The organism is Sphingomonas sp. PSPC2-2, from assembly GCF_049897725.1.
Lineage (GTDB): Bacteria > Pseudomonadota > Alphaproteobacteria > Sphingomonadales > Sphingomonadaceae > Sphingomonas.
In genome coordinates, this window is record NZ_JAFCWU010000001.1 from 658,457 (window position 1) to 679,677 (window position 21,221).

The 21,221-nt window shown below is 65.6% G+C and carries 19 protein-coding genes; 2 read left to right on the forward strand and 17 right to left on the reverse strand.

Annotated features, from left to right (window positions below; genetic code table 11):
- Window position 1: 1 nt before the first annotated feature.
- From ACP7BY_RS03260 to argS, 6 genes are all read right to left on the reverse strand, one after another.
- Window positions 2-238: a twin-arginine translocase TatA/TatE family subunit gene (locus tag ACP7BY_RS03260; protein ID WP_033965037.1), complete on the reverse strand. Its 237-nt coding sequence runs from the start codon at window positions 236-238 to the stop codon at window positions 2-4.
- A 26-nt stretch (window positions 239-264) separates the two neighbouring features.
- Window positions 265-852, reverse strand: a complete 588-nt coding sequence (scpB, locus tag ACP7BY_RS03265) for an SMC-Scp complex subunit ScpB (RefSeq protein WP_033965035.1) — start codon at window positions 850-852, stop codon at window positions 265-267.
- A complete protein-coding gene (locus ACP7BY_RS03270; protein ID WP_033965033.1) occupies window positions 849-1,580 on the reverse strand; it encodes a segregation and condensation protein A in 732 nt (243 codons plus the stop codon). Before ACP7BY_RS03270 ends, scpB begins: the two co-directional genes overlap by 4 nt.
- A 40-nt stretch (window positions 1,581-1,620) precedes the next feature.
- Window positions 1,621-2,628 carry a glycoside hydrolase family 3 N-terminal domain-containing protein gene (locus ACP7BY_RS03275; protein ID WP_033965032.1) on the reverse strand — a complete coding sequence of 336 codons (1,008 nt, stop codon included), beginning with the start codon at window positions 2,626-2,628 and terminating at the stop codon, window positions 1,621-1,623.
- Window positions 2,629-2,706: 78 nt separating this feature from the next.
- Entirely contained in the window at window positions 2,707-3,384 is a 678-nt protein-coding gene (locus ACP7BY_RS03280; protein ID WP_033965030.1) for an SPOR domain-containing protein, read from the reverse strand.
- The gene (gene argS, locus ACP7BY_RS03285) at window positions 3,384-5,108 is read right to left on the reverse strand and encodes an arginine--tRNA ligase (RefSeq protein WP_033965028.1); all 1,725 of its coding nucleotides are present in this window, start codon (window positions 5,106-5,108) and stop codon (window positions 3,384-3,386) included. Before argS ends, ACP7BY_RS03280 begins: the two co-directional genes overlap by 1 nt.
- A gap of 228 nt (window positions 5,109-5,336) precedes the next feature.
- Between argS and ACP7BY_RS03290 the strand changes: the two genes are divergently transcribed.
- Window positions 5,337-7,091 carry an aspartyl protease family protein gene (locus ACP7BY_RS03290; RefSeq protein ID WP_137903098.1) on the forward strand — a complete coding sequence of 585 codons (1,755 nt, stop codon included), beginning with the start codon at window positions 5,337-5,339 and terminating at the stop codon, window positions 7,089-7,091.
- A 14-nt stretch (window positions 7,092-7,105) separates the two neighbouring features.
- Here ACP7BY_RS03290 and ACP7BY_RS03295 read toward each other — a convergent pair whose 3' ends face one another.
- The 4 genes from ACP7BY_RS03295 to ACP7BY_RS03310 form a co-directional block, all read right to left on the reverse strand.
- Complete coding sequence (locus ACP7BY_RS03295) at window positions 7,106-7,504, reverse strand: group II truncated hemoglobin (RefSeq protein ID WP_033965061.1); 399 nt, start codon at window positions 7,502-7,504, stop codon at window positions 7,106-7,108.
- Between the two features lie 28 nt (window positions 7,505-7,532).
- Window positions 7,533-8,714 (reverse strand): 5-demethoxyubiquinol-8 5-hydroxylase UbiM, encoded by a 1,182-nt coding sequence (gene ubiM, locus ACP7BY_RS03300; RefSeq protein ID WP_033965059.1) that lies wholly within the window; start codon window positions 8,712-8,714, stop codon window positions 7,533-7,535.
- A gap of 61 nt (window positions 8,715-8,775) precedes the next feature.
- Window positions 8,776-9,924 (reverse strand): DUF1501 domain-containing protein, encoded by a 1,149-nt coding sequence (locus ACP7BY_RS03305; protein WP_137903097.1) that lies wholly within the window; start codon window positions 9,922-9,924, stop codon window positions 8,776-8,778.
- 4 nt (window positions 9,925-9,928) lie between these two features.
- The gene (locus tag ACP7BY_RS03310) at window positions 9,929-11,467 is read right to left on the reverse strand and encodes a DUF1800 domain-containing protein (RefSeq protein ID WP_137903096.1); all 1,539 of its coding nucleotides are present in this window, start codon (window positions 11,465-11,467) and stop codon (window positions 9,929-9,931) included.
- Between the two features lie 213 nt (window positions 11,468-11,680).
- Here ACP7BY_RS03310 and ACP7BY_RS03315 point away from each other — a divergent pair, with 213 nt between their 5' ends.
- Window positions 11,681-11,968, forward strand: a complete 288-nt coding sequence (locus ACP7BY_RS03315) for a hypothetical protein (RefSeq protein ID WP_033967042.1) — start codon at window positions 11,681-11,683, stop codon at window positions 11,966-11,968.
- A 68-nt stretch (window positions 11,969-12,036) separates the two neighbouring features.
- Here the strand turns inward: ACP7BY_RS03315 and ACP7BY_RS03320 are convergent, their stop codons facing one another.
- The 7 genes from ACP7BY_RS03320 to murB form a co-directional block, all read right to left on the reverse strand.
- Complete coding sequence (locus ACP7BY_RS03320) at window positions 12,037-13,206, reverse strand: deoxyguanosinetriphosphate triphosphohydrolase (RefSeq protein ID WP_033967044.1); 1,170 nt, start codon at window positions 13,204-13,206, stop codon at window positions 12,037-12,039.
- A gap of 16 nt (window positions 13,207-13,222) precedes the next feature.
- Entirely contained in the window at window positions 13,223-15,232 is a 2,010-nt protein-coding gene (locus ACP7BY_RS03325) for an SPOR domain-containing protein (RefSeq protein ID WP_137903095.1), read from the reverse strand.
- A gap of 249 nt (window positions 15,233-15,481) precedes the next feature.
- Window positions 15,482-16,948, reverse strand: a complete 1,467-nt coding sequence (ftsZ, locus tag ACP7BY_RS03330) for a cell division protein FtsZ (protein ID WP_033966105.1) — start codon at window positions 16,946-16,948, stop codon at window positions 15,482-15,484.
- A 112-nt stretch (window positions 16,949-17,060) separates the two neighbouring features.
- Window positions 17,061-18,323 carry a cell division protein FtsA gene (gene ftsA, locus ACP7BY_RS03335; RefSeq protein WP_033966106.1) on the reverse strand — a complete coding sequence of 421 codons (1,263 nt, stop codon included), beginning with the start codon at window positions 18,321-18,323 and terminating at the stop codon, window positions 17,061-17,063.
- Between the two features lie 33 nt (window positions 18,324-18,356).
- Window positions 18,357-19,319 (reverse strand): cell division protein FtsQ/DivIB, encoded by a 963-nt coding sequence (locus ACP7BY_RS03340; RefSeq protein ID WP_033966107.1) that lies wholly within the window; start codon window positions 19,317-19,319, stop codon window positions 18,357-18,359.
- Window positions 19,316-20,245 (reverse strand): D-alanine--D-alanine ligase, encoded by a 930-nt coding sequence (locus ACP7BY_RS03345; RefSeq protein ID WP_171010514.1) that lies wholly within the window; start codon window positions 20,243-20,245, stop codon window positions 19,316-19,318. The genes ACP7BY_RS03340 and ACP7BY_RS03345 overlap by 4 nt, the downstream gene beginning before the upstream one ends.
- Window positions 20,242-21,114, reverse strand: a complete 873-nt coding sequence (murB, locus tag ACP7BY_RS03350; protein WP_081988789.1) for a UDP-N-acetylmuramate dehydrogenase — start codon at window positions 21,112-21,114, stop codon at window positions 20,242-20,244. Before murB ends, ACP7BY_RS03345 begins: the two co-directional genes overlap by 4 nt.
- Window positions 21,115-21,221 lie beyond the last annotated feature (107 nt).

Consider the following 21,221-nt stretch of genomic DNA (forward strand, 5'->3'; position numbering starts at 1 on the left):
ATCAGATTTCGGTTTCGCGAATGCGATTGCCATCGCGGTCGAACACCGGTTCCGCCGCCTTCTTGGCTTCGATCCGGCTTGGTTCGCGCACAGGCTCGTCGTCTTCAGCCATACCCTTCTTGAACGACTTGATGCCCTTGGCGACGTCGCCCATCATGTTCGAGAACCGGCCACCACCCAGGACGAGGATCGCGATCCCGCCGAAGATCAGCCAGTGTACAAAACTCAAACCACCCATGATCGATCTCCTGAATTCCCTCCTATCTAGTCCTCCTCGTCGGAAACTTCCACCTCTCCCATGGTATCGACCCGTTCGAAGGCGAGATCGACCGGATCGAGCAGGCCCGCCGCGCGCAAATCGTCGATCCCAGGCAAGTCGCGCCTGCTGGCGAGACCGAAATGCGCCAGGAAGCCCGGTGTGGTTGCGTACAGCAACGGTCGCCCCGGCACCTCGCGCCGCCCGGCGGGCCGAATCCAGCCCGCCTCCATCAACACGTCCAGCGTACCCTTGGAAATCGCGACCCCGCGAATGGCCTCGATCTCGGCGCGAGTCGTCGGCTCGTGATAGGCGATGATCGCCAGCGTCTCGATCCCCGCGCGGCTGAGCTTGCGCGGTTCCTCATGCGTGCGGCGCAGCAAATGCGCCATGTCGGCGGCGGTCTGGAAATGCCAGCGGTCGCCGCGCTGCACCAGTTCGATGCCGCGCCCGGCATAATCAGCTTGAAGGGTGCGGAGCGCGGCGCGCACCTCCACACCCTCCAGATGCGTACGGATCGCATCGACGGTCATCGGCTCGGTCGCTGCGAACAGCACCGCCTCCACCGCGCGGACCAGCGGATCGGGCGCGCTCATGCCAAGGCCCGGATGTAGAGCGGCGCAAAGGGCGATTGCTGGCGCAGTTCAATCCTGCCCTGCTTGGCCAGTTCCAGCGCGGCGAGAAAGCTGGAGGCGAGCGCCGATTTGCGAAAGGCACCATTCGCTTGCTCGGGTAGAAAGCTTTCGATCGTCGCCCAATCGATTTGCGTGCCGACCAGCGCCGACACCCGCTCCAGCGCCGTCTCCAACGTCATCACCGCGCGATGCGCCACGACATGCAGCACCGGGCGTGTGCGCGCGCTGATGACGCCATACGCCGCGATCAGATCGTAGATTTCGGCCTGCCACAGCGCCTTGCGCTGCGTCCGCAAGCCCTCCGGCGCGCCCCGCAAAAACACGTCGCGCCCGACCCGATCGCGCGCCACCAGCCGAGCGCCGGCCTCGCGCATTGCGCTCAGGCGCTCGAGCCGCAGGTGCAACCGCAGCGCCAGTTCCTCGGGCGACGGCTCGATTTCGGGGTCGCGTGGCAGCAGCAGGCCCGATTTCAGATAGGCAAGCCACGCCGCCATCACCAGATAGTCGGCGGCGAGCTCCAACTTGATCGCGCGCGCCTCCTCGACGAAGCGCAGATATTGGTCGACCAGCGCCAGGATCGAAATCGCCTTCAGATCCACCTTCTGATTGCGCGCAAGCGCCAGCAGCAGGTCGAGCGGGCCTTCCCACCCCTCCAAATCCAGCGTGAGCGTTTCTGGTTCGTCGGTCACAAACGAAGCCTAGCAAATCCTCCCCATGCCGGGGAGGATTTTAAGTGAGCGCTAAGAGGGCGTCGCGTTTGGCGATCAACGCTGCCACATCGCCCTCGGCACGCACACCCGCCACCGTCGCCATCGCGCGATCGAGCCGCGCGCTCGACACTGGCGACATCTCGTCCAGCCGGTCGACGATCGCCTCCATTTCGTCCATCCGCCCCCAACAATCGAGCACCAGATCACACCCGGCGGCAATCGCCCCCGCCGCTTTGTCGGCCGCCGTGCCCGATAGCGCCTTCATATCGATGTCATCGGTCATCAACAGTCCGTCAAAACCGATCCGCTGCCGGATGATCTGCTCGACCACCACCGGGGAAAGCGTCGCCGGGTGGGCGGCGTCCCAGGCTTCGAACACGATATGCGAGGTCATCCCCATCGGCGCGTCGTTGAGCCGTGCGAACGGCTCCAGATCGACCTCCAATTCGGCATCGGAGGCGGTGACGGTCGGCAGATGGTAATGCGTATCGAGCTTCGCGCGGCCATGCCCGGGCATATGCTTGACCACCCCGACCACGCCGCCACGCTGCAACCCCTGCAGGATCGCCCGGCCCAAAGCGGCAACGCGCATCGGTTCCGACCCAAGCGCACGGATCGTGATCGCCTCGGTCGTGTCGGGCTGCACCACGTCGAGCAGCGGCAGGCAATCGACGTTGATGCCAACTTCAGCCAGCATCAAAGCGATCGCCTCGGCATTGGCGCTTGCCGCCTCGATCGCGGAGATGGGCGCAATGTCGTACAGCGCATCGAACGCGGGGCCCGCCGGGAAGCTCGGCCATTCGGGCGGCCCCATCCGTGCGACGCGGCCGCCCTCCTGATCGATCAGGATCGGTACGTCGTCGCGCCCCGACAGGTCGCGCAGACTATCGGTCAGCGCCCGCACTTGCGCGCGACTCTCGATATTGCGTTTGAACAGAATATACCCGGCGGGGTTAGCACTCGCGAAGAAGGCGCGCTCGGCGGGGGTCAGGGCAAGGCCGGAAAGGCCGAAGATGACGGGCTTCATACCCGCTGCCTACAAGCCCGACGCCAGCCTGAGTAGTCTATACCGCCGACGACCGACCAAAAAGCCGAACGGCGCGCCTCAATCGTGCGGTACGAAGCACGCCTGTCCCGCCGCAGCCAGCTTGCCGCACAGGCTGCTGGCCTGCCCCGCGCTGCCCGCATTCACGCGCAAGCGGTACACCGTCTTGCCGTTCACCTGTGCCGCCTGCACCGATTTCCCAAGCGGCGCGAGATAGCCGTAGGTCTTGGAGATCTTGGTCCAGGCCGAATTTGCCTCGGCTTCGTCCGGGAAGGAGCCGAGCTGGACTAGCGCGCCGCCCGATGGCGCGCCCTTGGCACCTGGAATCGCCGTCACGGCCTTGTCCGATCCGGTAGCAACCGGGGTCGGCGCGACCTTCTTGCCCTCGACCGGCTTCTCCGGCAGCGCCTTCATGTCGATCGACGCATTCGCGGTCCCGGCACCATTGCTGGTGGCGATCGCGGTATCGCCCTCGCCTTCGACCTTCAAACCACCGGGATCGTCCGGCTTGACCTTATAGTCGCCCGCCTGGGCGGTGATCAGCGCGCCATTGCCGTCCACGCTCTGGTGCTTCTTGTAATATTGGTAGCCCAGGATGGCCGCCGCAACGATCGCCAGCGCGATCACGACCAGCACGATGATCCGTCCGATCGACGGACCATCGTCATAAGCGTCTTCAACCGTCTCCAGCCACGGGAGCCGATCCTCATCGCGGACATCGAATTCGCCGGTCGCCATCAGTTCATCTCCTGGACCGCCTGGACCCCCATGATCCCCAACCCATTGCGGATAATCTGCCCGATCGCGTCGGCCAAGAAAAGCCGTGCACATGTCATGGCGGGATTGTCCGGCAACAGGAAACGGCGGTCGGGCCGGTCGTTTCCGACATTCCACAAAGCGTGAAGCGATGCCGCCAAGTCATAGAGATAGAAGGCAATCCGGTGCGGTTCGCGCGCCGCCGCTGCGGTGTCGACGATGCGCGGGAACTGGGCGGCGAACTTCACCAGCGCCAGGTCTTCCGTATCAAGTTGGGACAGATCGACCGAATCGCACACGATCCCTGCTTCCGCCGCCCGCCGGTGCAGCGACGCGACACGGGCGTGCGCATAATTGACGTAGAACACCGGATTGTCCTTCGACGCCTCGACTACCTTGGCGAAATCGAAGTCCATCTGCGCATCGGCCTTGCGCGTCAGCATGGTGAAGCGGACGACATCCTTGCCGACTTCGCGCACGACATCGGCCAGCGTGACGAAATTGCCCGCGCGCTTCGACATTTTGATCGGCTCGCCATTCCGCATCAGTCGCACCATCTGGACGAGCTTGACGTCGAAGCGGGTCTTGCCCCCGGTCAGCGCCTGCACGGCCGCGACGATGCGCTTGACCGTACCGGCATGGTCGGCACCCCAAATGTCGATCAGCGCGTCGGCGGTCTGCGCCTTTTGATAATGATAAGCGAGATCGGCACCGAAATAGGTCCATTGCCCATTCGACTTCTTGATCGGCCGGTCCTGATCGTCGCCAAATTGCGTCGAGCGGAACAGCGGCAGCACGACCGGCTCCCAATCTTCCAATTCCTGGCCCTTGGGCGCTTCGAGCAGGCCGTCATAGATCAACCCACGCGCGCGCAAATCGTGCTCGGCCGCCTCGGGCTTGCCCTCGGCCTGCAATTCCGCCTCGGACGAAAATAGGTCGTGATGGATGCCGAGCAGCGCCAGATCGGCCTTTATCAGTTCCAGCATCGCCGCGACGGCGCGCGTGCGGAACAGCACCAGCCATTCGCCCTCGGGCTTGCCGACATACGCATCGCCAAATTCGGCAGCCAGCGCTTGCCCCACCGGAATCAAATAATCGCCCGGATACAGGCCCTCGGGGATCTCGATCGTCTCGCCCAGTGCCTCCAGATACCGCATATGGACCGAGCGCGCGAGCACATCGACCTGCCCACCGGCATCGTTGACATAATATTCGCGGATTACCTTGTGCCCGGAAAATTCGAGCAGATTGGCCAGCGCATCGCCCACCACCGCGCCACGGCAATGCCCCATATGCATTGGCCCGGTTGGGTTGGCCGAGACATATTCGACGTTCACCGTGATGCCAGCACCGCGCGAGGAACGCCCGTAATCGTCGCCCGCATCGCGGATCGCGGACAATTCGGCGCGCCACGTATCGTCGGTCAGCGTCATGTTGATGAAGCCAGGGCCCGCCACGGCGACGCTCGCCACTTCGTCGAGCCCCTCCAGTTTCGCGGCGATCTTCTCGGCCAGCGCGCGCGGATTGGTGGCGGCGGGCTTGGCCAGCACCATCGCGGCGTTGGTCGCAAGATCGCCATGCGAAACATCGCGCGGCGGCTCTACCGTCACGTTGGCGCGGCTGAGCCCGCTCGGCAGATCACCGCTGGCTTCAAGGGCATCGAGCACCGCATCGATATGCGCGGCGAAACGGGTGTACAGGGTCATGGCAGGTCCGGTCATGTAAGCGAGCGCGGCCCTTAGCCGAGTTCGCCCCACTGGGCAAAACATGGCTGGCGGGCGCTCTGCATTCGCGCGGCGCAAGGCAACCCTCGTGATTTCGATTTCCCAAGGCAGCACATGGCGTTATGCTGGCTTTCGTCTTGGAATGGTGTTGTGTTTTTCTTCCAATTTCCGCGATGATAAGCGCCCCCGAGTTCTGCCCCGAGGCCTGCCATGCGAGTGTTCCGATTGCTCCCGCCGGTGCTGGCGTTGTTGGTGCCGGTTCCCGCCATGGCGGAGTGCCAGGCCAGCAAAATCGTCGAATTCCCCGTCACCATGACGGGGGCAGAGCCGCAACTGGCGGCCAAGTTCGGTAGCAAAGAAGCGCGCTTCATTCTCGACAGCGGAGCCTTCTACAGCACCATTTCCGCAGCCAGCGCGGCGGAGTTCGGTCTGCGCGTCACCCCCGCCCCCCCGTGGTTCCGTCTCAAGGGCATTGGCGGGGATGCCTCGGTCGGCGTCGCCGTCACCAAGGACTTTTCGCTTGCCGGCGTCGCGATCCCAAAAATCGACTTCGTCGTCGGCGGCAGCGACACCGGCACGGCAGGCTTGATCGGGCAGAACATTCTTGGCCTCGCCGATGTCGAATACGATTTGCCGCATGGCGTGGTCCGCCTGATCAAGACGCAGGGATGCCGCGCCAGCAATCTCGCTTATTGGGCAGGTACCAAGCCGGTAACGATCGTGTCGCTGGAAGCAGGGCAAGACACCAGATTCAAGCCGCATACGGTCGGCACCGTTTTGCTCAATGGGGTGAAAGTGCGCGCGATGTTCGACAGCGGTGCGCAAAGTTCGATGTTGTCGCTCGCGATGGCGAAACGTCTCGGCATTACCCCCGAAACGCCCGGCGTGGTGTCGGTGGGGCCCAGTCACGGCCTCGGCCAACACCGCGTTCCGACCTGGCGGGCGACGTTCGACACGATCGATATTGGCGGCGAAGCGATCCGTCATCCCCAAATCCGGATCGGTCAACTGGAGCTTGGCAATGCCGACATGCTGATCGGTGTCGACTTCTTCCTTACCCACCGCATGTTCGTTTCCAACGCGCTGCGTCAGCTCTTCATCACCTATGAGGGTGGCCCCGTTTTCGGGCTCTCGCCCAAGACCGTCTTTTCCGCCGATGGCACCGCCCTCGACTTGACCAACAAGGCCGCCGAACCGACCACCGCCGAAGGATATAGTCGACGCGGTGCGGTCTACGCGTCCAATCGACATTTGCCCGAGGCGCTGGCGGATTTCGACAAGGCCTGCGCATTGGCACCGACCGAGCCCCGGTATTTTTACCAGCGCGCGCTGGCGCATCTTGCGAGCCAGCACTTCGACCCGGGGATGGCCGATCTCGACCAAACGATCGCGCTCGACCCGGCGATGGCAGACGCCCGTCTGACACGCGCTTCGCTGCGGATACGGCGCGGCAACCGCGCGGGTGCCGCCGACGATGTCCAGGCCGCCGATGCTGCGCTTCCACCATCGTCGGAGAAACGGCTCACCGTGGCCAGTCTGTCTAACGATCTCGATCGTCCTGAGGACGCGCTGCGCAATTACGATCTGTGGCTAAAGAGCCATCCGGAAGACAGCGCCCGCAGCAGCGCCTTCAACGGCCGCTGCTGGGCCCGCGGACTGCTCAACCGCGAGCTCGACAAGGCGCTGTCCGACTGCAATGCGGCGATCAAGGCCGATCCGAAGCGCTCGACCTTTCTCGACAGTCGCGCGCTGGTGCGGCTGCGGCGTGGCGAGCTGGGTCAGGCCTTGGCGGATTATGACGCAGCCCTGGCGCTCGCACCACGCACCGCCTGGTCGCTCTACATGCGCGGGGTGACCCATAAGCGGATGGGCAACGCCGCCCAGGCAGCGGCAGATCGCGCGGCCGCGCTCAACATCAATCCGAAGGTTGCAGAGCGGGCGCGCAAGATCGGCTTCGAGGAATAAGCGGAGTGCCCGCGCTACACCTGCATCATCGCGCCTGCCATACGCAGGAAGGCTTGCTGCATCTGGGTGCCGAGCGCTTTTTCGACGCGGGCCTCCGCCATCGCCCGGCTCATCGCCTCCACCCATTGCGCCGCGGTTTCGGCGGTGATTCCCATCGCGCGGTGCATCGACATGATGCAGGTGCCCGGCCGCGCCTCGAACCAGTCGCGCGGCCCGCCAAGCCAGGCGGAGAGAAACTGGGTCAGCGACACGCGTACCGGGAACAGATCCTCTGCATGCATCGCCCGCAAGGCGGCGTAGCGCGGATCGTCCTGCATCAGATCGTAGAAGCGCTCGACGACCGCGCGCACGCCCTCGGTCCCGCCAATCCGCGCGAACAACGAGGGGGCGGTCGTTTCGGCAGTGGCGGTCATCTTAACGTCTCCGGTCGGCATTGGGGTATCACTGCTGCATCAGCCGCCGCGTGATCGCCGTCCGCACCATCGGCAACCGTGCGGCCGCACGCAGCACAAGCGGACGCGCCATCCGGGCGATCGGCCGATCGTCCGTATAGAGGCGTACCAACAGGTTGGTAGAGGCATAGAGCGGTGCGCTCGCCAGCCGATGGGCCGCCTCATAGCGCCGCAGCAGCACGTTTCCGGCGATGTCATGTCCGCCCTGCGCGGCCTGCGCGATCAACTCGGCGAGTTTCGCAGCACCCTGCAACCCGAGATTGAAGCCATGCGCGGTGACCGGATGCATGCCGACCGCCGCATCCCCGACCAAGGCGGCACGTCGGGTGACGAAGCGGTGCGCATAGGTTGTCGTCAACGGATAGACATGCGGCCCGTCAAGCACCTGCATCGGCCCCAGCCGCGCCCGGAAACGCCGCGTCAATTCCGCACTCAGCGCGGGACGATCCAGCGCCGCCAGCGCATCGATCTCAGGCGAAGGCAGGGTCAGCACCGCCGACGACAAGCGACCGTCGGAAAGCGGCAGCATGGCGATCGTCTGGCCATGCCCGAACCATTCGGTGGCGACGCCGCGATGCACCGCTGCGTGGGCGACACGCGCGACCAGCATCGATCGACCGAGCGGATTGATCTGCGCGCCAATTTCCAATTGCCGCCGCACGAACGAAAATCGCGAATCCGCGCCGACCACCAACTGCGCCGACAGCGTGCGCCCGTCGTCCAGCGTCACCGACGCGCAATTCATGTCGGTCCGGACGCTGCGGATCGACGCACCCGCCAGCAAGGTCAGGCCGTCCTGCCCTTCGATCGCGTCATAAAGCGCGCGCCGGATATGATGGTTGGACACGAGCGAGCCGAGCCGGTCGCCGACATTCGGTCCCGCAAAGGACAAAGCAAAGGAGCGCCCGCCGTTGAGCACCCGCGCCTCGCATAGCGGGGAGATTTGCGCCGGATCCAGGCGCTGCCATGCACCGAGCCGCTGCAACGTCGCCACCGACCGCTGGGTCAACGCAATCTCCCGGCCGTCGCACGGCGGAGCGGACAGCGTCGCGACCGGAGCCTGATCAAGGATGCCGATCCGCAGGCGCGAACCGGCCAGCGCACGCACGAGCGCAAGCCCGGCAGGGCCGGCACCGACAATGAGGATATCATAAGGCTGCGGAATGGTCATTGTGCGGCTTTCGCCCGGCAGCAGCCGACGCGCCTTGCGCGAGATCAAGCGCGCGCGAAAATCACACCAGCCCGCGCACCGCCGCGACCCGCTTGGTTTCCGGGAACAGCGCGGCCATCGTCCGCGCCGGGTCGACCCCGAAATGCCCCGCGACTGCGCCGCCGATAAACGCGTCGAGCTGCATCGTCGGCTTCAAGTCGCGCGCTTCGAACAGGGCTGCGGGACGCAGCCCCGGCCAATCCGCCAGCACCCGGCCACCGCGCACCCCGCCGCCGATCAGCATTGCTGCGGTGCCCGTCCCGTGATCGGTGCCGCCAGTGCCGTTGATCGCCACCGTCCGGCCGAATTCGGTCGCCACCAGCACCATCGTGTCGTTCCACAGCGGCCCCAGCCCGGTTTGCAGGGCGGCAATCATCGCGTCGAGGCCCTTGAGCTGCCCCGCCAGGCGCTGGCGCTGCTGGGTATGGGTATCCCACCCCCCAGTTTCGATCATCGCGATGCGCGCGCCGTCGGCGGGGGCGAGCAAGCGCGCGGCCAGCGCCCCCGTCGCCGCGGCATTGGCCCCGCCGCCACCTGCGAGATCGCTGGTCAATTGCCGCGTGTTCATCGCTTCGCTCCACAAAGCGTGGAGCTGGCTGTCGCCCTGATACAGCATCGTCACGCGCTGCATCAGGTCGTCCGAGGCCTGTGGCAGGCCGGATGGCGCATATGAGGACACGTCATGGCGTCCGCGCAGCGCCAGCGGCACCGTCGCCGACACCGCAATCGCCTTGGCCTCGGTCGGCGGCAGCACGCCGAGCAGTCGGTTAAGCCAGCCATCCTTGACTTGGTAGGCGCTGGTCCCGCCGCTCTCGAGAACGTTCTGCCCGTCGAAATGCGACCGGTCCCGATAGGGCGAGGCGACCGCGTGCGCGAACAGCGCCTGCTTCTTGGTATAAAGCCCCCCGAGCACAGACAATTCTGGATGCAGCGCAAACATCGAATCGAGCTTGGCAGCCGTCGCGAAATCCGCCGCGAGATCGCCGCGTGCGCCGACGAAGGCTGGATCGCCGACCGGGGCAACGATCCCAAGGCCATCGGCAGCACCGCGCTGGATGATGAAGACAAAACGCTTGTCGGTCTCGGCCTTGGCAAACGCCATGCGCGGCGACAAGGCGAGCGTCAAAGCGCTTGCGACACTAGCGCCGATAAACGAACGACGATCGTACATGCTCTTATCTCCGCATGAATTCGGGGGCGACGAGCAGCAACGCCACCGCCTGTGCCGGACTTTCGCAATTCGCGAGCGCGGTTTGCGTGGCTGCACTGACGGAGCCCGGCAACACTTTCGGTGCCAGCGCGCGGGCATCGATATTGCCCGCCCGCGCGGCGAAGCGCTCGGCGGCTTCGACCCTGCGCAACACGGCATCGGGTCCAGCCCAGCTTCCCGCAATATCGTCAAAGCCGATCGGCTGGCCCGGCTTCCACGTCGGTTGCCCAAGTTGATTGAGCAGCCCGACCACCGCTTGCGGGTCCGCCGTCTTCACATTCAACGCGCGCATGGACGAGATCGTCCACTCCCACGGCGTCTTGAACTTTACCGGTTGTTCGACCCAAGCCTCGGGCGAAGCGATCAGCGCGCGGTATAGCGTTGGCAAATCCCCCCCGGAGGTGAGGAAAGCCGCTTGCAAACGCTCGACCATCGCGGGTGGCGGTGTATCGCCCGCAAAGTGCCGCGCGAGCTTGGTCGCGATGTGGGTGGCGGTCGCCGGGGCGACGGCCACGTCGGACAGCACAGCCCGCGCCTGCTCCACCCCGCCAGCCGGATAGCGCTTGCCCATGATCATGCGATCGCCCGGCTCGTGCAGCGGGGCGACAAAGACGAAATCACCGGGCAGCCCGTCCGTTCCGGCGGCCGCAGACCCAGGCCCGCGCCCGATCCCGGCGACCGTCCAACCGGTCATCGCGCGTGCGAATTCGGTGACGTCGGCCTGCGTATAGCCAGTGCGCACGCCGAGTGTGTGCAGTTCGAGAATTTCGCGTGCGAGATTTTCGTTCAGGCCAACCTTGCGGTTGCCACGAGCGGCGATCTTCAACCCAAGCGGCGATGTCGGGCCGACCGATACCGCCTGATCGAGATACAGCAACATCGCCGGATGCTGCTCCACCGCGATCAGCATATCCCGGAAGGTGCCCAGCACATGCGGCCGGATCGCCTCGAATTCCAAGGTTCCCGATAGACCGATCACTTCGAGCTTATCGGCCGAGACCGCGAAATGATTCGCCCAGAAATGCACCAGCCGTTCGACAAACGGCGTTTCCGTAACCAGGGCATTGGTCGCGCGCGCGCCCACTGCCCCGGCATAGTCGCCCCGGCCAGTCCGCTGCGCAAATTGCCGCGCCTGGCGCATCGCATCGTCCTTGCCCGGTGACGGGACGGCCCCTTGCGACAGAGTTCGCGGCTGCACCGGCTGGGTCCCCATCTGGAGACCGGCCGAGGCTGCACCCGCCATCGCGATGGCGGCGGCGGGCGGCGGAGCGGCCGGGCCGCCGAGCTTGGTCGCCTGTTGCGCCCGCAGCGCGCGTTGCTGTCGAAAATAGTCGGCCAGTTCGGCGGAGACCCCCGCGCTGGTCGGCGCGCTGGCAATCACATCCGGTACGGGATCATATTTCGCAAATTGGCCCGTCAGCCAGCCAAGCGGGTCAGCAGGCACCGGTTGGTCACCCCGCGCGCCCAGGCCGAAGCGGTTTAGGGCAATACTCGCCTTGGTCATCAACGTCGTCCTTGCGAATCGGCCCGTAATCTATGGGCCGCATATGTCGCAGAATTGTGCCCGAAACGGCCGTGGCGTTCGTTTGTTGCAACTGCACGCGCGTCGTTTGCGCTTGGGCACTTTGCTGCACTGCAATATAAATTCACGCGACAGCAGGACATCCACCGGGAGGGGATGCGCGATCGGCCTTAACTCCCCAGGAAAGGAACGATCATGTTCAAGACTCTCTTCGCCGCCACGGCTCTGCTCGCCGCCGCTTCGCCTGCCTTTGCCAACGATGCCGCGCAGCGCACCTTCACGCGCGATGGTGACACCTACACCTACACCACCGTGAACAAGGGCAAATATGTCGTCATCAGCGGTCGCGCTGCCTCAGGCGGCACGTTCCAGCTCCAGGTTCGCGGCGACCATATCACCGGCTATTCGCGCGGCGTTCCGGTGTCCTTCACCATTCCCAACGCTCAGGCGAAGCTGACCAAGACCGACATCGCCTTCCGCTAAGCGGTGGATCGCATAGCGAGGCGCGTCGCCGGTATCGGCCGGGGACGCGCTTCGCTTGTCAGCGGGCGCTAAAAGACCTCCGGCAAGTCGATCGGCCCCACTGCCGCACGATAGCGGGCAACCGCGTAGCGGTCGGTCATGCCTGCGATGAAATCGGCGATATGCCGACTGCGCCCCGGTTCGTCCTGCGGCATCCGCGCACTCCAATCGCCCGGCATCTGCGTCGGGTCCAGGCGATAGGCGGCGAACAGCCCCGTCACGATCCCCTCCGCCGCCCGCGCCGCCTCCAATTGGCGCGGATGGTGGTAGAGATTGGCGTACATGAAGCGCTTTAGCGCGCGCTCATCTTCGCGCATTTCGGCTGAGAAGCCGACCAGACACCGCCCCGCCGCGCGCACATCGGCAAGGTCGCCAATCCCGGTCAATCGCGATCGGGTTTCCGCGATCAGATCGTTGACCATCGCGCCGATCTGCGAGCGGATCAATTCCCCCACCAGCCGCGCCGGAGCAATGCCGGGAAAGCGGGCGCAGACATCGGCCCAGCCGCGCGCCACCACCGGCACCTCCAGCAATTGCTCAAGCGTCAGCAGACCGGCACGCAACCCGTCATCGATATCGTGATTGTCGTATGCGATATCATCGGCGATCGCGGCGACCTGCGCCTCCAGGCTCGGCCAGCGCGTCAGCTCCAGCGGAAAGGCGGCATCGCACTCGGCCAGCGCCCAGCCAGGACTGGCGATCGGTCCATTGTGTTTGGCCAACCCCTCAAGCGTCTCCCAGGTCAGATTGAGCCCGTTCCAGCACGGATAGGGGCTGTCGATCATCATCAATGCGCGCAACGTGTTGCCATTATGGTCAAACCCGCCCTGCCCTGCCAGCGCGGCTTGCAGCGCATCCTCCCCGGCATGGCCGAACGGCGGGTGGCCGATATCATGCGCCAGCGCGAGCGCTTCGGTGAGGTCTTCGTTCAGCCCAAGTGCGCGCGCAATCGTGCGGGCTATCTGCGCGACCTCCAGGCTATGGGTCAGACGGACTCGGAAATGGTCGCCATCGGGGGCCAGGAACACCTGCGTCTTGTGCCGCAAGCGCCGAAAGCTGATCGAATGGATGATCCGGTCGCGATCGCGCTGGAACGCGTCGCGCGGGCCGCGCGCGCTCCGCCCCTCGCCGCTCGGCTCGGGGTGGAGCCGACCGCGACTGCGCTCCGGGTGCGAGGCCCATGGCGCAAGCATCGTCATGCTACCCAACACCTTCTCATTTCGCGGGAAGTTTGGAGATCTTCTGGCCCGCTTCGCTCACAAAGACGAAGCCCGAAATATCGTCCTTGGCAAGATCGTTGACGAAGCGCTGCGCCTCGTCCTCCGATTTGAAGGGCCCGGTCAACAACCGGTTGGTCGCGCGGAGTGGCGTGGTCCAGGCACTTTTGCCGCCAAACGCCTTGGTCGCCTTGGCCCGGATCTTGGTCCATTGCTTGGGCAAATCCCCAACATTCGCACCCCCTGCCACCTGCACCCAGACGCGTGACGGCTCCAGGAATTTGGGGTCCTTTTTCTTCTTCTCTTCCGCCGCCTTTTTGTCAGCGGCAGCCTTCTTTGCGTCGGCGATTTTCTTGTCCGCAGCGGCTTTCTTGTCGGCAAGCGCCTTCCTCTCCGCGGCCGCTTTCTTATCGGCGGCCCGCCGGTCGGCGGCCTGTTTGTCGGCGGCAATTTCCCGTTCGCGGTCGGCTGCGGGCTGCGCCTCGACCACGGGTTGCGAAACCGGCGCTTGACGAACAGCCACTGGCTGGGCGGCCGGTGCAGGTGCCTCGCTCTGAGTCTCCGCTCCGGGCACCTTGATGTCCGAAATGATCGCCGCAAGGATCGATTCCTCGCTGCGCACCGGGGTCGGTGCCGGACGGGCCGGTGCTGGCGTAATCGTCTGCGTCGGGGCCTGTACGACGACCGGCGCGACCACCGCAGGCGATGATCGTTGCGGCACCGCGGCTGGAGGCGCGCTGAAGCGCGTCCCACCCGCCGGCGACGCGGTCGGCATGGGGGGTGTATTGCCCGGGGCGACCGGATTGGCCGACACGGCCGGCGATGCCCCCTTTTTCGACATCGGCGATTGCGGCTGCAGCGGGACGGTTCGGACCGGCACACCGGTTTGCGGGACAACTGTGGCGGGAGCGTTGAACGTTGCGTGCGGAAGCGGGGTCGCGGGCGGCGTTACGGGCACGCGCACCGAGTTTGACGCCAGAACCACGGCAGAAGACGCGGGCGGGGCGGCATAGGTCGGAGGAACCAGTTGCGGCTGTGGCGTCGGCGCTGCCACCGCCGCCACTGCTGTCGCCTGGCCATGCTCCTGATCTTTCCGGGTCTTGCGCGCCTTGCGGCGCTCTTCGCGGGCGTCAACGGCGACGGTTGGCTTCGCCACCGCCGCGACCGCGACCGGCGCGGTCGGGTCGGGGCCGAGCGCAGCCAGCGGGGGCACCATCCGCGCGTCCGCCAACCGTTCCGGGCTGGGGCGGACTTCGCCAAAATGCACCGCAAAAGCGCGATCCGGCGCGCGCAGCGCCGGTAGAATTTCGAAGAACGGCTGCAGGCCCTGCGCCATGCCGGCGGGCATCATGCTCGTTGCGATCTTCTCCGCACCCGCCTTGTCGCCCGCCATCGCAAGGATGAAGGCCCGCGCACGCCACGCGCCACGATCACTTTTGCGCAACAGCGGTTCGATTTGGGCCAGCGCCAACTCGCGCTTGCCGGAAATACCAAGCGACAAAGCGTAGCGTCGCTGGGTTTCGTCATTGGCCCCGGCCCTCAGCGCCAGTCGATATTCCCGTTGCGCGCGTTCCTGTTCGCCGACGAGATCATAGGCCAGCCCGCGATCGGCCGCGAAGGTCCGCGGATCACCGCCGAGCGTCTCCGCCTCGGCAAAATGCCGCAGCGCATCGCCAGGACGCTCGGCCGCGACCAGCAACGCCCCCTCTCCGGCTTTGACTCGCGCGTTGCGGGGGTCGATCCGCTCGGCGCGCGCAAAAAAAGCGGCGGCGGCGGTATCGTCATCCAGCTTTAGCGCCAATTCTCCCGCGCGGACCAATGCCGACAGATTGTTGGGGTCGACCGCCAATGCGCGAATTTCGCTCGCAAGCAAATCGGCATCTGACAACGGCTGAACGGTCGAGGGATAGGGCGCGGGTGGATAAGGCGATGCGATCCCGGTCTGTGCCTGCGCAGCCGTTCCGCAAGTGGCCAGTGCGATGATCGAACTGGCAAGACGAATGCGCATCCCGTTTCCTAGATCACGATGGCTCTACCGCCACCCGTTCTTTTCGAGTGAAACGAAGGAACCCACAAGAGCGCCGCAAAATGTCCTGCGGACGCCGACTTGCCCGCGCCGGAAGAATCAACCCGAACATGCTGCGCTCTAGACCCGCTCGGGATGCAACCGGCAATGTGGCAAGCCATCGGCTGCGACGGGCCGACCCGCATCGTCGGCAAGCGGTGCCCGCCATGGCGGGCACCGCGCGGGCATCGGTTACTGGTTGTTCTGGCGATGCAGGAACCGTGGAATGTCCAGCGCATCCTTGTCCGGGGTAGGCTCGTCGTCGCGCGCGACCCCGCGCGATACGCTCGACATCCGCTCGAACAACGTGCCCCCCAATTTCACGCGCGGGGCTGGCACGACTGGCTCGGGCGGGAGGGCGGGAGCGTCCTCCACCGCGGCGGCACCCGGCGACAGCCAACGGCGACGCGTCGGAGCTTCGGTCGGCGTATCGTCCGCCGCCGCTGCGGGGACATCAAAGTCTTCCCCGAAGGTCCGGACCGGTGCCGCCACCGGCTCCGGCGCGACGGCAGCTTCGCTGCCGAGCACCAGTTCATCATCGTGCGTCGCAGCAGGCTCGGGTGCCGAGACCGTAGGTGCCGCCGGGGCGATGTCGGCCTCGGGAGCCGCCAAGGGCGCCGGTTCCTCCGTCTTTTTCGCAGCCGTGAAGCTGAACGCGCGCGACGTTGGGGCCGGAGCAACCGCCGGGCGCGCCTCGGCCTCGATCCCGGTCGCGACGACCGAGACGCGGATCTTGCCCTCGAGTTCGGGGTTGAACGCCGAACCCCAGATGATGTTCGCGTCTTCATCGACCAGTTCGCGAATGTGGTTCGCGGCTTCATCGACTTCGAGCAGGCGCATATCGTCGCCACCGGTGATCGAAACGATGACGCCCTTGGCCCCCTTCATCGACACGCCGTCGAGCAGCGGGTTGGCGATCGCCTTCGACGCCGCCTCGATCGCGCGATTGTCGCCCGAGGCTTCGCCCGTGCCCATCATCGCCTTGCCCATTTCCTGCATCACCGAACGCACGTCGGCGAAATCGAGGTTGATGAGGCCGGGCATGACCATCAGATCGGTGATGCCGCGAACGCCCTGCTGGAGGACTTCGTCCGCCATCTGGAACGCTTCCTTGAAGGTCGTGTTCGCATTCGCCACCAGGAACAGGTTCTGGTTGGGGATGACGATCAGCGTATCGACGTACTTCTGCAGCTCCTCGATGCCCGCTTCGGCGCTCTTCGCGCGACGCGTGCCTTCAAAAGCGAACGGCTTGGTCACCACGCCGACCGTCAGGATGCCCATGTCGCGCGCCGCCTTGGCGATGACCGGTGCCGCACCGGTGCCGGTGCCGCCGCCCATGCCAGCCGCGATGAAGCACATGTGTGCGCCTTCGAGCATCTTGGTGACTTGCTCGATCGTTTCCTCTGCCGCCGCGCGGCCGATTTCGGGACGACTGCCTGCGCCGAGCCCTTGCGTGATCTTCGCGCCGAGCTGGATCTTATGGCTGGCGGTCGATTGCTTCAGCGCCTGCGAGTCCGTGTTGGCGACAAGGAAGTCGACGCCCTGCACATCGGCGCGCATCATGTTGGCGATGGCGTTGCCGCCGGCACCACCGACGCCGATCACGGCGATGCGCGGGCTGAGTTCGTCAACTTCGGGTGGCAAAAATTCGATGCTCATAGTTCGTCTCCACCGTGCGCCCACACCCCGGCGCGAAAAATCTGCTTGAACCTGTTCTGCACCATCGCTTGCGGTCGTTCCAGCGCGAACAGCTAAATCCTGTCGTAATTCTTTAATAATTCGCCCGCGCCGCCGCCAGCAAACGGCGGAACAGCGCAAATCCCTTCGGGCGATGCACCAACTGCTGCTTGCTCGACAAGGCCCGCAGGTCGACCGGGTCCGCCGCCGCATAAAAAGCCAGCCCCGCAAGCGTGGTAAACGCCGGCGTCGCATGCGCTTCCGGCAGGCCGGTGAGGCCGCGCGGCCGCCCAATCCTGACCGAGCGGCCCAGCGCCTGCTGTGCGTAATCGGCGATGCCCTTCAGTTCGGCACCACCACCGGTGAGCACGACTTGACGTCCGACTGGCCCTTCAAACTTCAATTCGGCCAGCGCCTTGCCGACTTCGCCGATCAAATGGTCGAGCCGCTGGCGGATGACGGCGATCAATTGCGCCTTGGTGATGCGCGTGCCGTCGCTGGCATCTTCCTCCGCCGATATCGGCGCGACGTCGATCATCTCGTGATTGTCGCGTGGGCTTGCATTGGCGGAGCCGTGAACGCACTTCATCCGCTCGGCCTGCGCGCGGCGCGTGCCGAAAGCAGACGCGATGTCGTCGGTAATGTCCTGCGCGCCGATCGGGATCGACATCAGCCCGACCAGCATTCCACCCGCGAACAGCGAAACGTTGGTGATCCCCGCCCCCAGTTCGACCAGGGCGACGCCAAGCTCACGCTCTTCGTCGCTCAGGCACGCCATGCCCGTCGCCACTGGCGAGGCGATGATCGACTTCACTTCGAGATGCGCGTTCGCGACGCACAAACCGAGATTGCGCACCGGCGACCCATCGGCGGCGACGACATGGATATGGACGCCCAGCCGGTCGGCGTGGAGCCCGAGCGGTCGCTTCACGCCCGTCAGCCCGTCGAGCGTATAGAGCGCTGGCTGCGCATGCAGCACCATGCGGCCCGCCGGATCGATCGAATCGCGCCCCGCCTGCAACAGCGCATCGATATCGGATTGCTCGACGCGGTGGCCGCCCAGCTCAAACTCGATCGAGGCGACATCGGACACCAGCCCGCCCGCCGAAAAGCTGACCCAGACATTCTCGATATTGGTGCCGGCGATGCGTTCGGCCTGTTCGACCGCTTCGCGCACCGCAACTTCGGTCGCGGCGGCATCGGCGATATAGCCGCGTTTGACGCCCTTGCTCTCGCGCTGGCCGGTGCCGAGCACGATCAGCTCGCCGCCATCGCCCTTCTGCGCGATCATCGCCGACACCTTGGAGGAGCCGATGTCGAGTGCGGTGATCAAACCTTCCGGTGCTGCCTTCGCCATTACGCCATACCCCTGTTGTCCGGCTTCGATACCCTATCCCTCACCGGCTGGCCCCGATTGTTTCGCTTCGATTCGCACTGGCTGCGCGGCCGCCCCGGTTGCCCCCGCCACGGGAGCCGCCGGATCGGTGATCGCCCGGTTCGAAACCGTGCCCGGCTTGCGCGCGACCAACCGCGTCGGATCGCGCATATCGAAGCCAAGCCACCCCTTGCCGAGCAATGGCTTGACGCCGTCGAGCTCGGCAAACTTCACCAAAGCCTTGCCCGCTGCGTCCGCACCCTCGGGCAGTGCCAACGTCTCGCCGGTCTCAAAGGTCAGCGTCCAGCGACGATTTCCGACCCAGGTCGCCGCCTTCACTTGCCCGCGCAGCGCCGGTGCCACGTCGAGCAATTGGCGATAGGCCGGCTCCTGTTCATTGGCGTGCGCGCCGATGACGAGCGGCAAATCGGGCATCGCCTGCGGATCGACCGGCTCCAGCCACGTCCCGTTGGCCGCGATCAGCGCGAGTTGTCCGTCCTTCTGCCAGATCGCGCTCGGTTCACGCTCGACGACATGCACGATCAGCGTGTCGGGCAAGCGCCGCGAGACATGCGCATCCTCGATCCAGCCGCTATGCGCGACCAGATCCTGCCGGATCTTTTCGAGGCTCACCAGCGGCATCGCCATTGACGGCTGGTTGGCCGCGATCTTGTAGATGACATTATGGTCCATCCGGTTGAGCCCGGTGATCTGGATATTGGTGACGCGGAAACCCGCTTCACCGATCGCTTCGCCCAGCGCCGAGCCGACCGCGCCCGGCACCCCGAAATAGGAGGCCGTCGCCAGCCCGACCGCACCGACCACGCCCATGATCGTCCACGTTGCGATGCGGCGCAGCGTCGCTTCGCTGACCGGCAGCATCGCGATCACCCGGTCGATCGTCGAGACCTTGGGCGGGGGACGCCGCTTGGGCTGCACCGGTCGGCGCACGGTGCCGCGCTTGATCGTGGCGCTCATTCCGCCACCCCCTTCAGCGCCTCGTCGAGCAGCGTCTGCACGAGCGCCGGATAGGAAATGCCGCAATGCCGCGCCTGTTCGGGCAGCAGGCTGAGCGGCGTCATGCCCGGCTGGGTGTTGACCTCGAGCAGGAACAGCCCGTCGACACCCTGTTCGTCATCCCAGCGGAAATCCGACCGCGACGCGCCTTTGCACCCAAGCAGCCGGTGCGCGTCGAGCGCGATGCGCTTGCAGGCCGCCGCAATCTCGTCGGGCACATCCGCCGGGAAGACGTGTTCGGTCAGCCCGTCGGTATATTTGGCGTCATAATCGTACCAGCCATTCTTGGGCTTGAGCTCGGTGACGCCGAGCGCTTCGCTGCCCAGCACCGCCGTGGTCAGCTCGCGCCCGCGAATATAAGGTTCGGCGAGCAGCTCCTCGAATTCCAACCACGGCCCCGGCGTGCTGCGCGCGATCGGGCTGCCGTAATTGCCTTCGTTGGTGACGATCGCCACCCCGACCGAGGAGCCTTCGTTGACGGGCTTGAGCACGTATGGGCGCGGCAGCGGGTCGCCAGCGTACAGGGTCTCGCTCTTGACGATGCGCCCGCCCGGCATCGGAATCCCGGCGGGAACGAGCAGCAGCTTGGTCAATTGCTTGTCGATCGCGATGACCGAGGTGGCGAGGCCGGAATGGGTGTATTTCAACCCCATCAGGTCGAGCATGCCCTGCACCGAACCGTCTTCGCCCGGCGTTCCGTGCAGCGCGTTGAACACGATGTCGGGTTTGGCTTCGGCAAGCTTGATCGCGACGTCGCGCCCCATATCGATCGCGGTGACGCGGTGGCCGAGCGACTCCAGCGCCTTTACGACGTCGGCGCCGGTCATCAGCGACACGTCGCGCTCGGCCGACCAGCCGCCCATCAGGACTGCGACGTGCAAACTCACTTTTCGACCCCCACCCGCTGAATTTCCCACTCGAGGGTCACGCCCGAATGCGCCCTGACCCGCGCGCGCACCTCTTCGCCCAGCGCCTCGATCTCGGCGCTGGTCGCCGAACCGAGGTTGAGCAGGAAATTGCAATGCTTCTCGCTGACCTGCGCATCGCCGATGCGCAGGCCCCGGCACCCGGCGGCATCGATCAACGCCCAGGCTTTATGGCCGGGCGGGTTCTTGAAGGTCGATCCTCCCGTCTTCGAGCGCAGCGGCTGCGATTCCTCGCGCGCGGCGGCAATGCGGTCCATTTCGGCCTGGATGACGGCGGGGTCCTCGGCATGGCCGTGGAAGGTGGCGCTGACCACGACACAGCCTTCGGGCAAGGTCGAATGACGATAGGTGTAGCCCAGCTGCTCGACCGCCAGCACTTGCCGCGCGCCCGAGCGCAGCACGACCTCGCACTCCACCAGAATATCCTTGGTCTCGCGGCCATAGGCCCCGCCATTCATGCGGACAAAACCGCCGACAGTGCCGGGGATCGCGCGCAGGAATTCCACACCGCCAATCCCAGCATCGCGCGCGGTGGAGGAGACGAGGATCCCGCTCGCCCCACCGCCGCAGCGCAGCGTGGTGGCATCGAGCAGCTCGACCTTGGCGAAGGGTTTGCCGAGACGGATGACCACGCCGGGAACGCCGCCATCGCGCACGATCATGTTGGAGCCGAGGCCGAGCGCCATTACCGGCGTCGCCGGGTCGAGCGCGGCGAGGAAGGCGCTGAGGTCGGCGACATCCTTCGGTTCGAACAGCCACTGCGCAGCGCCGCCGGACTTGAACCAGACTAGGGGTGCGAGGGGTGCGGCGGGGGTGATGCGCCCTTCAATTCCCCTCCCGCTTGCGGGAGGGGTTAGGGGAGGGAATGACCTGGACGCGTGCGGAACGCCTCCGACAGGCCCTCCCCCAGCCCCTCCCGCAAGCGGGAGGGGGGAAG